The organism is Cupriavidus sp. GW823-FHT07B10 (assembly GCF_058794355.1).
On the sequence record NZ_JBXAGS010000008.1, the window covers coordinates 132,744 to 147,600 of the forward strand.

Annotated in this window: 13 protein-coding genes; 6 read left to right on the forward strand and 7 right to left on the reverse strand. The window is 67.8% G+C overall.

Annotation, left to right across the window (positions count from 1 at the left end; genetic code table 11):
- Together AC1Q6V_RS18580 and AC1Q6V_RS18585 are read left to right on the forward strand one after the other, a co-directional pair.
- Positions 1-1,947: a sensor histidine kinase gene (locus tag AC1Q6V_RS18580; RefSeq protein ID WP_058697817.1), complete on the forward strand. Its 1,947-nt coding sequence runs from the start codon at positions 1-3 to the stop codon at positions 1,945-1,947.
- 175 nt (positions 1,948-2,122) lie between these two features.
- Entirely contained in the window at positions 2,123-2,704 is a 582-nt protein-coding gene (locus AC1Q6V_RS18585) for a cysteine hydrolase family protein (protein WP_010814013.1), read from the forward strand.
- A 36-nt stretch (positions 2,705-2,740) separates the two neighbouring features.
- Here the strand turns inward: AC1Q6V_RS18585 and AC1Q6V_RS18590 are convergent, their stop codons facing one another.
- From AC1Q6V_RS18590 to cysD, 4 genes are all read right to left on the reverse strand, one after another.
- Positions 2,741-3,181, reverse strand: coding sequence for a nuclear transport factor 2 family protein (locus AC1Q6V_RS18590; protein WP_011616708.1), 441 nt, complete (start codon positions 3,179-3,181; stop codon positions 2,741-2,743).
- Positions 3,182-3,259: 78 nt separating this feature from the next.
- Entirely contained in the window at positions 3,260-4,399 is a 1,140-nt protein-coding gene (locus tag AC1Q6V_RS18595; protein WP_011616709.1) for a helix-turn-helix transcriptional regulator, read from the reverse strand.
- Positions 4,400-4,724: 325 nt separating this feature from the next.
- Positions 4,725-6,659, reverse strand: a complete 1,935-nt coding sequence (gene cysN / locus AC1Q6V_RS18600; RefSeq protein ID WP_010814010.1) for a sulfate adenylyltransferase subunit CysN — start codon at positions 6,657-6,659, stop codon at positions 4,725-4,727.
- Positions 6,659-7,555, reverse strand: coding sequence for a sulfate adenylyltransferase subunit CysD (cysD, locus tag AC1Q6V_RS18605; protein ID WP_010814009.1), 897 nt, complete (start codon positions 7,553-7,555; stop codon positions 6,659-6,661). The genes cysN and cysD overlap by 1 nt, the downstream gene beginning before the upstream one ends.
- A gap of 212 nt (positions 7,556-7,767) precedes the next feature.
- On the opposite strand from cysD, the gene AC1Q6V_RS18610 reads away from it, so the two are divergent.
- Genes AC1Q6V_RS18610 through AC1Q6V_RS18625 form a run of 4 tightly spaced genes read left to right on the forward strand, consistent with a single transcriptional unit; the run spans position 7,768 to position 11,882 of the window.
- Positions 7,768-8,886, forward strand: coding sequence for a DUF1214 domain-containing protein (locus AC1Q6V_RS18610; RefSeq protein ID WP_454750673.1), 1,119 nt, complete (start codon positions 7,768-7,770; stop codon positions 8,884-8,886).
- Positions 8,883-10,076, forward strand: a complete 1,194-nt coding sequence (locus AC1Q6V_RS18615; protein WP_439669740.1) for a sulfotransferase family protein — start codon at positions 8,883-8,885, stop codon at positions 10,074-10,076. The genes AC1Q6V_RS18610 and AC1Q6V_RS18615 overlap by 4 nt, the downstream gene beginning before the upstream one ends.
- A 33-nt stretch (positions 10,077-10,109) precedes the next feature.
- Entirely contained in the window at positions 10,110-10,901 is a 792-nt protein-coding gene (locus tag AC1Q6V_RS18620) for an SDR family oxidoreductase (protein ID WP_010814006.1), read from the forward strand.
- 15 nt (positions 10,902-10,916) lie between these two features.
- Complete coding sequence (locus AC1Q6V_RS18625; RefSeq protein WP_010814005.1) at positions 10,917-11,882, forward strand: hypothetical protein; 966 nt, start codon at positions 10,917-10,919, stop codon at positions 11,880-11,882.
- A gap of 4 nt (positions 11,883-11,886) precedes the next feature.
- Here AC1Q6V_RS18625 and AC1Q6V_RS18630 read toward each other — a convergent pair whose 3' ends face one another.
- Genes AC1Q6V_RS18630 through AC1Q6V_RS18640 form a run of 3 tightly spaced genes read right to left on the reverse strand, consistent with a single transcriptional unit; the run spans position 11,887 to position 14,780 of the window.
- Complete coding sequence (locus AC1Q6V_RS18630; protein WP_058697818.1) at positions 11,887-12,984, reverse strand: 3,4-dihydroxy-2-butanone-4-phosphate synthase; 1,098 nt, start codon at positions 12,982-12,984, stop codon at positions 11,887-11,889.
- Positions 12,981-13,937 (reverse strand): LipP1 family hormone-sensitive lipase, encoded by a 957-nt coding sequence (gene lipP1, locus AC1Q6V_RS18635; protein ID WP_454750672.1) that lies wholly within the window; start codon positions 13,935-13,937, stop codon positions 12,981-12,983. The genes AC1Q6V_RS18630 and lipP1 overlap by 4 nt, the downstream gene beginning before the upstream one ends.
- Positions 13,938-13,970: 33 nt before the next feature.
- Complete coding sequence (locus tag AC1Q6V_RS18640) at positions 13,971-14,780, reverse strand: SDR family NAD(P)-dependent oxidoreductase (RefSeq protein ID WP_454750678.1); 810 nt, start codon at positions 14,778-14,780, stop codon at positions 13,971-13,973.
- Positions 14,781-14,857 lie beyond the last annotated feature (77 nt).

The following is a 14,857-nucleotide window of genomic DNA, read 5'->3' on the forward strand; positions in this document are numbered from 1 at the left end:
TTGGGCGCCACGCTCCTCGCCGGCGCTGCAAACGCGCAGGAAGGGCCGGGCGCCACCGCCTTTACCCGCATAGAGGCTGCCCGATCGACCTGGCAGGGTGATAGCCCGCCGGCGGCGGGCTGGGTCCCAGTGAAGCTGCCGGACGACTGGTCCTCGCGCTGGCCCGATTTCGACGGCGTGGTCTGGTACCGGCTGAGCTGGCAGTGCGCAGATGCAAGCCAACCCACGGCGCTGATGCTCGCTTACCTGAATATGGCGGGGGCGGTTTATCTCAACGGCAGCTTGCTGATGCGTGACGCGAGCCTCGTCGAACCGCTCACGCGAGCCTGGAATACTCCCCGTTATCAGTTGATATCTCCGCCGTTGCTGCGGGAGGGCACCAACACGCTGCTGATTCGCGTCTCGGGGCTGTCGGCATACCAACCCGGCCTTGGACCAGTATCGGTCGCCGACCCGGACCGCCTGCGGGCCGCTTACGAACAGGCCTACCGGCTGCGTCATGACCTGCAGTTGGTCAGCCTTGCAATCACCGTCGCGCTAGGTTGCTTCTTCTTTTCGCTCTGGGTGATGCGCCGGCAAGAAGTGACCTACGGATGGTTCAGCCTGATGTCGCTGGCCTGGTGGTGGGTGGCGCTGAATCAGGTGGCGACGAGCACCTGGCCGTTTGCCAGTACCGATGCCTGGGGGCGCGCAAATATCATCGCGCTGCTCATCTACAGTGCTGCCTTCACGATGTCCATGGTGCGCTTCTGCGAACGGCGCCTGCCGCGCATCGAAGCGGTGCTCTGGACGCTGGTAGTGTTGGGCGCCGCCGTCATGCTCGGGGCGCCGCACGGTTACCTGACCGACGTGCGCAACACGCTGACGGTGGGACTGGCGTGCAATTTCTTCGCGACGTGCCTCGTATTTCTCTGCTTTGCCGGGCGCAGTGGTCGCACCGACCATCGCATCCTCTCGTTTTGCATTGCAATTTTCCTTGTCGCCGCGGTACACGACCTGCTGAGCTTTCTTGGCATCCTCAAGGACAACCTCTACTACGCGGCCCTCACTTCGCAGTTCCAGATGATCGCCATGGCGCTGGTGCTGGCCTGGCGCTTCGTCGCCAACCTGCGCCGCATTGAACGATTCAATGACGAACTGCACTGCAAGATCGACGCGGCCAAGGCGGAGCTCGCAGCCAACCTGGATCGCCAGCGCGAGTTCGAAGTCGCCAATGCGCGGCTCAGTGAACGGCTCAATCTCGCACACGACCTGCACGACGGGCTCGGCGGCACGCTCGTCAGCGGAATTGCGACACTGGAGCGCATCCCTCACGACATCCCGCCAGGCCAGGTCCTGTCGATCCTCAAGGAGCTGCGCGACGACCTGCGCATCATCATCGATACCACCTCCAGCCAGCAGTTTGGCGAGCACGCGCTGGCAGGTCAGATCGTGCCGCTGCGGCACCGTCTTACGCGGCTGTTCGAGAGCCACGACATCGAGTGCCGGTGGCAGCTCACTGGCCTCGATCAATGCTATCTGCCGACTTCGCAAATTCTTGATGTCATGAGGACCTTGCAAGAGGCGCTGACCAATGTGCTGAAGCACAGCAAGGCGAGTCGCGCGGACGTCGTCCTGCGCAATGATGCCCGGGGGCTGGAGCTGGTTGTCAGCGACAACGGAATGGGCTTCGAACCCGCCGCCATCGAACGGCATCCGGGCACCGGCATGCGCAGCATGCGCGCGCGTACCCGGCGTCTTGGCGGGACGCTCAGCGTGCGATCCACAGGGGAGGGGACAATGCTGACCGTGCGTATCCCAATCGCGGCCGACACCCTTGGATCACCACTTGACCTGCAGCCCGGCCGATCCAATGATCGAGTTCCTGACCCTGGCATTACCCCCCGTGGCCCAAAGCCTGCCGGCTTCGCCATAGAGACTGATCCTCCGGTTCAGGGCCAAGGTTAGGCCGCCGGCGAGACGAACATAGTCAATGTTGAACGGGCTGCGGATGCATTCGAACCCTCGAAGCCGGGTGCAGGTCGTTCGCTGACGATCCCACGGCCAACTTCCGTAGACGACCCAGAACGGCCAACCGATTGGTCGTGGTAGAGTCGACCATCATTTCTTATCGTGTAGCCTTATGTCGCCACCCGTTGAGATTCCGGCAATTGTTCCCGCGCAAACCGCGCTGGTGGTCATGCATTATCAGACCGACATCCTGGCGCTATTTCCCTCGGTCGCGCCCACTCTGCTCTCCAACACGCGCAAGCTGTGTGACGCCGCGCGGGCCAGGGGCGTCAGCGTTTATTTTGCCAAGATCCACTTTGCTCCAGGCTATCCGGAAGTCAGTCCGTTGAACCGGAACGGGCAGGGAATCAAGCAGCTTGGTCTTTTCGTCGACGACCAGATCTCGCCGGAACTCGGCCAGCAGGCCACCGAGCCGCTGATCATCGCGCATCGCGCCAGCGTGTTCTTTGGTACTGACCTGCAGGTACGGCTTTCCGCGCAGGGTATCGATACCCTGCTCATGGTGGGCATTGCTTCGACCGGTGTGGTGCTGTCGTCGGTCGCCTATGCGAGCGATGCGGACTTCCGGCTATTCACGGTCAAGGATTGCTGCTACGACCCGGATCAGGTCGTGCACGACCATCTCTTTTCAACGGCGTTCGATTCGCGCACAACGGTGCTTTCGCTCGCTGATGCCTTGCGCTTGCTTGCCTAGCATTTCGACCTGCCAGGAGTGCCGCCGCGCCATCTCTCAGGCAGACGGGAAGAGCAGATGATCGGTCAGGTTGCCCTTCAGATCGAGCATCGAATAATTCCGGCGGCTGAAGCGCCAGCGTCCGTCGACCTTTTCGAAGGCGTCATGATAGCGACCGGCCGCAATCACCTGCAGCGCGATTCGGTCGGATGCCTGAAGGACCGTGTAGTACGATCTGACGGTAGCTGTCAGCTTGCCCGAAGCAATCTCAATGATCGGATTGCTGATGACATGCCGGGTTCTGGGCGTTCCATCCGCATGCAATTTCACATAGGCTTGCCAGAGCTTGAGCATGGCCTCGGAACCTCGCAGCACTGCATCTCCGGTGTCGATCTCTGCATGCTCGAACAGTGCGGCGACCCCAGGCAGATCGCCGGCGTCCATGCGCTCGGCATAGATGTAGAGGAGATTGGCAAGCTGCACGGCATCCTCGGTCATCGACTCGTCTCCGGTGGTTTGCGAGGATTAAAGCAGTCCGGCGCTACTCCGGCATCGTCCGCTTGGAGTACGAAGCCCTTACCCCATCCCCACCACACTGGACAGCAACATCTTCACCAGCAGCGCCTGCCGCGTCGCCCCGGTCTTGGCAAAGATGCCCCGCAGGTGCGCCCGTGCCGTGTTCTTCTTGATGCCGAGCCGCATCGCGGCTTCGTCCAGCGTCAGCCCGTCGACCATCAGCAAAGCCAGTTCGATCTCGGTCGGGGTCAGGTGGAACAGCTTGCGCAGGTTGGCGTGGGTGTTGCGCGGCGATCCCGCCGGGTCGCGGATGAACACCGCCACCGCGGGTCGGCGCGACTTGTCTTCGCTGCGATAGCTGAGCGGGATCGGCCGCACCAGCACGCTCAGGGGCGTGGGCGCGGCGGGCCGGCTCAGCGTGGTGACTTCGCTGCGCGGTGCGGCCAGCGCGTGGGCCTGGGCCGCGCCTTCCAGGATCTTGCGGAACCTGCGGTTTTCCACCGGGCAGTGCGCGTGCAGCGCGCCGTCTGACAGGTAGAGGCCGTCGCGCGCCTGCAGCAGGCGGCCGGCGACGTCGTTGGTCCGGATGGTCCTGCCGTGTTCGTCCAGGATCACCGTGCCGACCTGCAGCCGGTCGACGGCATCCGCGTACAGGGACCGTTCGGATGCAAGCACGTCGAGCGCGGCATGCAGGTCCACTGCGCGCTTCAGGTGCGGCAGCAGGCCGTGCAGCAGTGCCTTGTCGGCCTCGCCGAAGTCCTGTCCCGCGTGGACGCGGCTGATGAACAGCGCGCATTCCACGCCGTCGGGCGTGACCAGGTTGGCCGCCAGGATATAGCGCAGGCCCAGCGGTTGAAGGTATTGCGTGTAGAAGGGGTGTGCCAGCCAGCCGGCTTCGCCAAACAGTTCGTCGGCGCTGAAGAGCCGGTCCGGGTGCAGGTCCAGGAAGGGGCACAGCGCGTAGTACTGCTCGCTGTACGAGGGCTCGCCCGGCAGGTGCGGGCCGTAGTCGGAGGCATTGACGATCAGGCCCGGCCGGTCGGTGGCAGGGTGGCGCAGCACCAGCGTGACGAAGGCGGCGCCCAGGCGCTGGCGCACGCTTTCCAGGAAGCCGGCCCAGGGCATGGCTTCGGTCGGGCCCTGGTAGAGCTGGGCGAGCAGGGCGCTCAGCTCGGCGGCGGGCAGGGGGGCTGGCAGCATGATGGCGGTCCGTCGGGTCGTGGCAACAGTCAAAAGCGCGAATCTCGCCCCTGATTGCTGACAAAACCCGCATGCCGCGGGTTTGCTCCCCTCTCCCGCTTGCGGGAGAGGGGCCGGGGGAGAGGGCAGGCATTGGCAGTATCGACAGCCTGCACTTCGTCGACACACCGGCCCTCTCCCCAACCCTCTCCCGCAAGCGGGAGAGGGAGCACACAACTGGTCATTCAGACTCAATGGCACTTGGCAAGCTTGTCAGCACTCCGAGACGCAAATCCCGCCGTTCCCATCGTACCGACCCCGTCCGTCGCCTCATCGTCCGTTCGGCCTAGGGCTTCTCCCGCAGCCACGCCACGATCCGCTCCGCCGCCTGCTCCGCGGTGTCGGCGGTAGTGTCGATGCGGATCTCGGGCCGCTCGGGCGGCTGGTACGGCGAATCGATGCCGGTGAAGTTCTTCAGCTCGCCGCGCCGCGCCTTGCGGTACAGGCCCTTGGGGTCGCGTTGCTCGGCCACCGCCAGCGGCGTGTCAATGAAGACTTCGACGAAATCGCCGTCGCCGGCGAGCGCGCGGGCCATCTCGCGTTCCGAGCGGAACGGCGAGATAAAGGACACCAGCACGATCAGGCCCGCATCGAGCATCAGCCTTGCCACTTCCGCCACGCGCCGGATGTTCTCGACGCGGTCGGCCTCGGCGAAGCCCAGGTCCTTGTTCAGGCCGTGGCGCACGTTGTCGCCGTCGAGCAGGTAGGTGTGGTGGCCCAGCGCGTGCAGGCGCTTTTCCACCAGGTTGGCGATGGTGGACTTGCCCGCGCCGGAGAGCCCGGTGAACCAGACGATGCGCGGCGACTGGTGCTTGAGCGCGGCATGGGCGCGGCGGTCCACGTCGATGGCCTGCCAGTGCACGTTCTGCGCCCGGCGCAGCGCAAAGTGCAGCATGCCGGCGCCGACCGTGTTGTTGCTGAGACGGTCGATGATGATGAAGCCGCCCAGCTCGCGGTTGCGCGCGTAGGGATCGAAGGCCACCGGCTGGTCCAGGTGCAGGTTGCACACGCCGATCTCGTTCAGCTCCAGCGTGCGCGCGGCCAGGTGTTCGAGCGTGTTGACATTGACCTTGTACTTGGGCTGCGCCACGGTCACGCCCACGGTGCGCGTGCCGAGCTTGAGCAGGTAGGGGCGCCCGGGCAGCATGGCGTCCTCGTTCATCCACACCAGCGTGGCCTCGAACTGGTCGGCCACTGCCGGCGGGTCTTCCGGGCAGGCCAGCACGTCGCCGCGGCTGATGTCGATCTCGTCCTCCAGCGTCAGCGTCACCGCCTGGCCGCGCATGGCGTGCTCGCACGCGCCGGCGGCGCCGACGATGCCGGCCACGCGGCTCTCGCGGCCCGAGGGCAGCGCGCGCACGCGGTCGCCACGGCGGATCTCGCCGGCGCTGACGGTGCCGGCAAAGCCGCGGAAGTCCAGGTTGGGCCGGTTGACCCACTGCACCGGCAACCGGAACGGTTCGCCTTGCACGGGCGCGTTGTCGATCGGCACGTTCTCCAGGTGGGCCATCAGCGTCGGGCCGTGGTACCACGGGGTATTGGCGCTGGGCTCGGTGATGTTGTCGCCGCGCAGGGCCGACATCGGAATGCAGGTGATATCGGTCAGGCCGATCTGCCGGGCGAACTCCCGGTACTCGTTCTCGATGCGCGTATGGACCTCGCGCGAGTAGTCGACCATGTCCAGCTTGTTGACGGCCAGCACCACACGGCGAATGCCAAGCGTGGCCACCAGGTAGCTGTGGCGGCGCGTCTGGGTCTGCACGCCGCGGCGCGCATCCACCAGCAGGATGGCCAGGTCGGCGGTGGAGGCCCCGGTGACCATGTTGCGCGTGTACTGTTCGTGCCCGGGCGTGTCGGCGACGATGAACTTGCGCTTGTCGGTGGCGAAGAAGCGGTAGGCCACGTCGATGGTGATGCCTTGTTCGCGCTCCGCGGCCAGGCCGTCCACCAGCAGCGCGAAGTCGAGGTTCTCGCCCTGCGTGCCCATTTTCTTCGAGTCGGCCTCCAGCTGGGCGAGCTGGTCTTCGAACAGCATCTTGGATTCATACAGCAGCCGGCCGATCAGCGTGCTCTTGCCGTCGTCGACGCTGCCGCAGGTGATAAAGCGCAGCAGGCTCTTGTTTTGCTGGGCGCGCAGGTAGTGGGCGATCTCGCCCGAGGTGCCGGTGGCTTGCGCGGCGTCCTGCGCAAGCGCGGGCGCGGTGTCGATCAGGGTTTCCATCAGAAGTATCCCTCCTGCTTCTTTTTTTCCATCGATCCGGCCGAGTCGCTGTCGATCAGCCGTCCCTGGCGCTCCGAGGTGGTTGCCAGCAGCATTTCCTGGATGATGCCGCCGAGGGTGTCGGCCTCGCTCTCGATCGCGCCGGTGAGCGGGTAGCAGCCCAGCGTGCGGAAGCGCACCTTGCGCAGCTGCGGCGTTTCTCCGGGGCGCAGCGGCAGGCGCTCGTCGTCGACCATGATCAGCGTGCCGTCGCGTTCCACCACCGGGCGCTCCTTGGCGTAGTAGAGCGGCACGATGGGGATGTCGTTCAGGTAGATGTATTGCCAGATGTCCAGCTCGGTCCAGTTGGACAGCGGGAACACGCGCAGGCTTTCGCCCTTGCGCTTGCGGGTGTTGTACTGGCGCCAGAGCTCGGGGCGCTGCATCTTCGGGTCCCAGCGGTGCTGGGCGGTGCGTACCGAGAACACGCGCTCCTTGGCGCGCGACTTTTCCTCGTCGCGGCGCGCGCCGCCGAAGGCGGCGTCAAAGCCGTAGTGGTCCAGCGCCTGCTTCAGGCCCTGGGTCTTCCACACGTCGGTATGGACGGCGGAGCCGTGCTCGTGCGGGCTGATATTGCGCGCCAGCCCTTCGGGGTTGACATGCACGCGCAGGTCCAGGCCAAGCCGCGCGGCGGTCTGGTCGCGGAACGCGATCATCTCGCCGAACTTCCATGTGGTATCGACATGCAGCAGCGGGAACGGCGGCCGCGCGGGATGGAAGGCCTTCATGGCAAGGTGCAGCATCACGGCGCTGTCCTTGCCGATGGAATAGAGCATGACGGGGTTTTCGCATTCCGCCACCACCTCCCGCATGATGTGGATGCTCTCCGCCTCCAGTTGCTCCAGGTGGGTCAACATCGGGATCTCCTCTTGGTTTGCCGGCGCCGTGCAGGGATGTCGCGGCGGTCTGGCATGGCCACAAGGTAGCGAGCCGGGGCCCTTCGCCACTTCGTCCGGGCGGACTAAGAAATCGCGGGACGCGGCGCGCATTTCCTAGTCCACCCGGACGAGGCTGGGGCGGCCCCGCGCTCGGTATCGTTGCTTCGCCGACGAACCACGGGAGCAGGCAGATGGCGAACTCCGCCGAAGAACAATTGCTGAGCGGCCAGACCTGGGCCGAGTTTTGCGAGGTGCTCAAGCGCAGCGGGCAGCAGATCCTGCGCCCGGAGGCCCCCTCGGACGCGCTCACGCGCGCCGAGGGCTTCCGCTACCTGAGCCGCCTGCTGCGCATTGCGCTGGAGATGCATGTGGAATTTGCCGATCCGGCGTTTCCCGGCTTCTTCTCGCCGTCGCACGAAACCGCCAAGATCGGCGCGGACAATCCGGACAACCTGTACCGATACGCACGCCTGGACGGCAGTGCCGAGTACCGCATCCGCGGCCGGCGCGGCACGGTGGCGTACCTGAGTTTCGGCACGCAGAAGGGCGGCTATGAAACCGACGGGCGCATGGTCCAGACCGGCTTTCTCGACAGCAACAAGCTGGCAGTGGCGGCCGATGGCAGTTTCGAGATCGCCCTCAGCGCGCGCCAGCACGAAGGCAACTGGGTGCGCATGGAGCCGGGCACCAACGCGCTGGTGGTGCGGCAGACCTTTATGGACCGCAAGGCCGAGACCCCGGCCGAACTGCACATCGAGCACCTCAATGGCAGCGACAAGCCGCCCGTGCTCGACGCTGAACGCCTGCATGGCGGCCTGCTGCGCGCCGCTGGCTTTGTCGAGGGGACCGCGCGCATCTTCGCCGACTGGGCCCAGGGCTATGGCGGCCATGTCAATGCGCTGCCGCCCGCCGACCAGGCCGTATGCCAGGCGGCCGGCGGCGATCCCAACATCTTCTACTACCACTCCTGCTGGGCGCTGGCGGACGACGAAGCGCTGGTGGTCGAGGTGGACCGGGTGCCGGCCTGCGATTTCTGGAATTTCCAGATCAACAACTACTGGATGGAGTCGCTCGACTACCGCTACCACGACATCTGCCTGAACAAGCACAGTGCCCGGCTGGATGCCAACGGCGGCGTCACCGTCGTCCTCAGCGCGCGCGATCCGGGCCTGCCCAACTGGCTGGAAACCGCGGGCCACCGCAACGGCACCATGTGCTGGCGCTGGGTGGGGGCGGCGCAGCCGGTGCATCCGCGCACGCGCGTGGTCAAGCTTGAATCGCTCAGGAATGAATGCCGGGAGAACGCATGAACACCATCGCATCCGACCACACCGCAGTGCTTGACGTGGAGCGACTGCTGGCACAGGCCAGCGCACAGGCCGGCGGACTGACTGACTTTGGCCCGGGCGATTACCGCGAGGCGCTGGCGGTGCTGTCCGACTCGCTTGCGCGCGAAGCCGGGCTGTCGCCGCAGGGCGCGCAGATGCTGCAAGGCAAGCTGCAGGCGCAACTGGTGAACCGGCTGGTGATCCAGGACTACTGCCGGCGCCATCCCGAAATCCTGGAAGAGCGCGTCGACGATCCGCTGGTGATCGTCGGCCTGCCGCGCACCGGCACCACGCTGCTGCAGCGCATGCTGGCCACGGACGCGCGCTTCCACTCGGCGGCGTGGTGGGAAACGCGCTACCCGGCGCCGCTGCCCGGCGAGGACGTGCGCGATGCCGGCCGGCGCATCGGGCTGGCGCGCGAGGAGGTGGCGCAGATGATCCGCTTTATCCCGGACATCCTCGCCATCCATCCGCTCGACGCGATGGCGGCCGATGAGGAATTCATGCTGATGGAGCATTCCTTCCTGTGCGCGATGGATTCCTACGCCAACGTGCCGTCCTATACCGACTGGCTGGCGCGCCAGGACCACACCCAGGTCTATGCCTACCTGAAGACCATGCTGCAGTTCCTGCAGTGGCAGAAGCGGCAGCGCGGCGAGCCGCCGGCGCAGCGGTGGGTGCTGAAGACGCCGCAGCACCTGCATACGCTGGAAATCCTGTTCCGGGTCTTCCCCGGCGCGCAGGTCGTGCTGACCCATCGCGACCCCGCCCAGACCATTCCGTCGATGGCCAGCATGGCGCATACGCTGTGGAAGCTGTACGCCGACGCGCCCGATGCCGCCACGGTGGGGCGGCAGTGGAGCGGGCAGATGCAGCGCGCCACCGCCCATGCCATGACGGTGCGCGACGGGCTGCCTGCCGATTGCTTCCTCGACGTGCGTTTCGAGGATACCGTGCGCGATCCCTTCGGCGTGGCGCAGGCGGTCTACCGCTTTGCCGGCATGCCGCTGACCGAGTCCGCGCGCGCCGGCATGTGGGCATGGATGGAGGGCAACCCGCGCAACCAGCGCGCGGCGCACGCCTATACGCTGGAGCAGTTCGGACTGAGCCAGGAACAACTGGAACGCGATTTCGCCGGCTACCGCGCACGGCACATCCTGAAGCAAAACTAAGACTGCGCACTGCGCATCACAGGAGACAACACCATGCTGTTGAAAGACAAGGTCGTCATCGTGTCGGGAATCGGTCCCGGGCTGGGCGTCAAGCTGGCCGTTGAGGCGGCGCGCGAAGGCGCCCGCGCCATTGCCATCGCCGCGCGCACCGCGGCGAAGCTGGACGACGCCCAGGCCCGCATCGATGCACTAGGCGCCGACTGCGAAGTGCTCAAGGTGGTGACCGACATCACCGACCGGGCCCAGTCCCGGCACCTGGCCGGCGAGACCATGCGCCGCTTCGGCCGCATCGATGCGCTGGTCAACAGCGCCTTCCAGCACGGCAACTTCCCCGAGCCGGTGGAAGCGGCCGACCTGGATGTCTGGCGCCAGGTGTTCGACACTAACGTGTTCGGCACCATGACGCTGACGCAGGAAGTGGCGGCGCTGATGAAGCCGCAGGGCGGCGGCGCCATTGTCATGATCAACACCCAGGCCACGCGCAAGCCGATGCCCGGCGAATCCGGCTACGCGGCGTCCAAGGGCGCGCTGGCGGTGGCGGTCAAGTACCTGGCGCGCGAACTGGGCCCGCATGGCATCCGCGCCAACAGCATCTTCATGGGCTGGATGTGGGGCGAGCCGGTGCAGGGCTATGTGCGCCACGCTGCGGCCGAGCAGGGCGTGAGCGAGGACACCGTGATCGCGCCGGTGACCGCGCAGATTGCGCTGGGCCGCATGCCGACCGACGACGACTGCGCGCGCGCTGCGCTGTTTCTCGTGTCAGACTACGCCAGGGCCATCACCGGCGCTTCGCTCGATGCCAACGGCGGCGATTTCATGCCCTGAGTCCTGACCACACCAATGACACGCTACTTTGCCTTCAACGGCGACGCCGACGGCCTGTGCGCCCTGCAGCAGCTGCGCCTGGCGCAGCCCGGCGACGCCACGCTGGTCACCGGCGTCAAGCGCGATATCCGGCTGCTCGAGCGCATCGACGCCGGGCCCGGCGATACCGTGACCGCGCTGGACATCTCGCTGGAGCAGAACCGCGATGGCCTGATGCGGCTGCTCGGCGCCGGTGCGCGGGTGGACTACTTCGACCACCACCATGCCGGCGAACTGCCCGGGCATGCCGGCCTGTGCGCGCATATCGACGAGGGGCCGGAGGTTTGCACCAGCCTCCTGGTCGACCGCCACCTGGACGGCTGCCACCGGCGCTGGGCGATCACCGCCGCGTTCGGCGACAACCTGGGCAGCGTGGCGCGCGCGCTGGCGGCGCAGGCCGGGCTGGGCGAGCGCGAAACCGCGGTGCTGGAACAGCTGGGCACGTGCCTGAACTACAACGCCTATGGCGAGTGCGTGGCGGACCTGCATTTCGATCCCGCCGAGCTGGCGCGGCACATGCTGCCGTTTGCCGACCCGCTGGCGTTCGCCGCGCAATGCGGGGCCTATGCGGTGCTGTGCGACGGCTATGCGGACGACATGGCCCGCGCGCGCCGCCTGGCGCCCGCGCACGAAGTGCCCGGCGCCGCGCTGCTGGTGCTGCCTGACGCGCCGTGGGCCCGGCGCGCGATCGGCGTGCTGGCCAATGAACTGGTGCGCGGGCGGCCCGGCGACGCCATCGGCCTGCTCTCGCCGAAGTCCGGCGGCGGCTTTGCCGTCAGCGTGCGGGTGCCCGCCCACAGCGCCACCGGGGCGGCCGATTTCTGCCGCGGCTTCGAGACCGGCGGCGGCCGGCGCCTGGCAGGCGGCATCAACCACCTGCCAGACGCCGAAGTGGAGCGCTTCACGCGCTGCTTTGCAGATTGCTTCGGTCCCCGTTCCTGATAATTCAGCACGGCGGCACGAACTCGGTGACCTCCAGGTCGAAGCCGGTGACGGCGCGATACGGCACCGGGTGGCTGAGCAGGCGCAGCTTGTGCGCCCCCACATCGCGCAGGATCTGCGCCCCGACCCCCAGCGCGCGTTGCGCGAAGGCCGGCGCCGGCATGGCGGCGGCCGGCGCTGCCAGCCGCTCCAGCCGCTGCTGCGGCGATTCGCGCTCATCCAGCAGCACCAGCACCCCACAACCCTCGGCGCCGATGCGGGCGAGCGAGCGCTCCAGGTTCCAGGCGGGCAGGGCCGGCGTGCCGAAGCCCAGCACGTCGCGCTGCATTTCCACGGTCTGCACGCGTGTCAGCACTGGCTGCCCAGGATCGGGCTGGCCCAGCACCAGCGCAAGATGAAGCGCATCGACCGGCGCGTCATGGTAGGCGTGCACGGTGAAGCAACCGAAGGGCGTGGCCAGTTCCGTCGAATGCGTGCGGCACAGTGCGCTTTCGGTCAGCAGCCGGTGGTGGATCAGCCCGCTGATCGAAACCGCCGGCAGGCCGTGGTGCCGCGCGAAGGCCAGCAGGGCGGGGCCGCGCAGCAGGTCGCCGTCGTCATCGAGCAGCATCGCGTAGGCGCCGGCGGCTACGCGACCGGCCAGCGCCGGCAGGTCTGAGCAGGCCTCGGCAAAGCCCGCGCGGCGCAGCACGCCGTCGGGCTGGGCCACCACCGGGAAGATGTGGCCGGGCTGGACCAGGTCATGCGGCTGCGCGCGCGCTGCCGCCGCCACGCGCAGCGTGAGCGCGCGGTCGGCGGCGGAGATGCCGGTGCTGACGCCGCTGGCCGCTTCGATCGACACCGTGTAGCGCTCGCGCTGGCGGTGGTTCGCGGCCATCGGCGGCAGCTGCAGCAGCGCGCGGCGCGCCTCGGTGATTGCCATGCAGACCAGGCCGCGCGCCTCGGCGGCCATGAAGTTGACATCGGCCTCGCTGGCGCGCTCGGCGGCAACCAGGACGCAGCCGGTGGCCTCGTCGGTCTCGTCCTCGATCACCAGCACACGCTGGCCCGCGGCCAGTGCCGCGAGCACGTCGGCCATCGGCGGCAGTGTGGTGGCGCTCATGCTGCCTCCTGCCGGCTGGTACTGCCGAAGGCCTGGCGCAGCGATGCCGCGGCCGCATCCAGTGCATCGCTGGCGGCATCGATCATCCCCTGCATGCTGATAAAGCCGTGAAACTGGCCGGGCCAGCGGCGCACGGTGGCGCTGCCGCCCGCGCGCTGCAGGGCCTCGCCATAGGCCTCGCCCTGGTCGCGCAGCGGGTCGTATTCGGCGGTGATGATGGTGGCTGGCGGCAGGCCGTGCAGCTCGCGCTGGTGCAGCGGGCTGGCGCGCACATCGGTGGCGTCCGCCGGGTTGGCCAGGTACTGGGCGCGATACCAGTCCAGTTCCGCGGCACTGAGGAAGTAGCCCTGCGCGCATTCGCGGTAGCTGGCGCTGGTGGCCGCGGCGTCGCTGCAGTCCAGGTAGGGGTAGAGCAGCAGCTGGTGCCGCAGCGCGATGGCGCCGCCGCGCAGCTGCTGGCAGGCAACGGCGGCAAGGTTGCCGCCGGCGCTGTCGCCGGCCACGGCAAGGCGGGCCGGGTCGGCGCCCAGTTGCGCCGCATGCGCGGCGGCCCAGCGCACGGCCGCGACGGCGTCGTCGGCCGCGGCCGGGAAGCGTGCCTCCGGAGCGAGCCGGTAGTCGACCGACAGCACCAGCGCGCCGCTGCGGCGCGCCAGGCCGCGGCAGATGTTGTCGTGCGAATCGAGGCCGCAGAGGACAAAGCCGCCGCCATGGAAATAGACCACGAGCGGCAGTGCGGTGCCGTCGTCGGGCCGGTACAGGCGGGCCTTCAGCGGGCCTGCGGCGCCATCGATGGTGAGGTCTTGCTGCGCGGCGACGGTGTCGCCGGGCGCGAACGCGGGCATGGCAGCCAGCGCGGCACGGTAGTCGGCCGCGCGCAGCGTGGAAAAGTCGGGGCTGGGCATGGCGGCCATGGCTTCAAGCACGGCGCGGGCCTGGGGATCGAGCGGCATGGGGTCTCCTGGATTGCGGTGGGGAAATCAGTGTCAGAGCGCGAACGCCGGCGCGGTGCCGGCGGCAATGCCTTGCGCGCGCGCAAGCGCCGCATGCACGGCCTGCTCGTGCGGCAGGATCCAGAACTGGCCGGCCGAGACCCCGTCCAGGATGAAGCGCGCGACCGCGTCCGGCGTGATGCCGGCGGCAATGCCGCTGCGCAGCGCGCCGTTCATCTGGTCCACCTCCTGCGCGCCGCCGCCGTCGAGGCCGGCAGCGATGCCGGTGGCCACCGGACCGGGGCAGACCACGGACACGCCCAGCGGCAGGCCCGCGGCCTGCAACTCCAGCGCGAGCCCTTCGCTGAGCGCCACCACCGCTTGCTTGGACAGCGTGTAGGGGGCCAGCCACGGCCCCACGGCCAGGCCGGCCATCGAGGCCACGTTGACGATATGGCCGGCGCCTTGCGCCGCCATGCGCGGCACGAAGCAGCGCAGCGCGTGCAGCACGCTCCACAGGTTGACGCGCATCACGTGGTCGAACACTTCCGGCGGCAGCTCCCAGCAGCGGCCGGTGACGAGCACGCCGGCGTTGTTGACCAGCAGGTCCACACGGCCCAGGCGCAGGAAGCTCTCTTCACATAGGTGCTCGATCTGCCGCGCGTCGCAGACATCGGTGGGGACGGCGATGACGTTCGCCCCCTGGCCGGCAAGCGCCTCGCGCACCGCTTCAAGCGCGCCGGCGTCGATATCGGCCAGCGCCAGCGCGTAGCCTTGCGCTGCCAGCGCCTGCGCGAGCGCGCGGCCGATGCCGCTTGCCGCTCCGGTGATCACTGCGGCCTGCTGCCGCGGGTTTGCCGCCATGGTCATGGTTCTCCGTGAAAAGAAGGCGGCGGGGATCGCCGCGCATGGCTGACTTGTAGCGGCAGCGCGGCGGCACG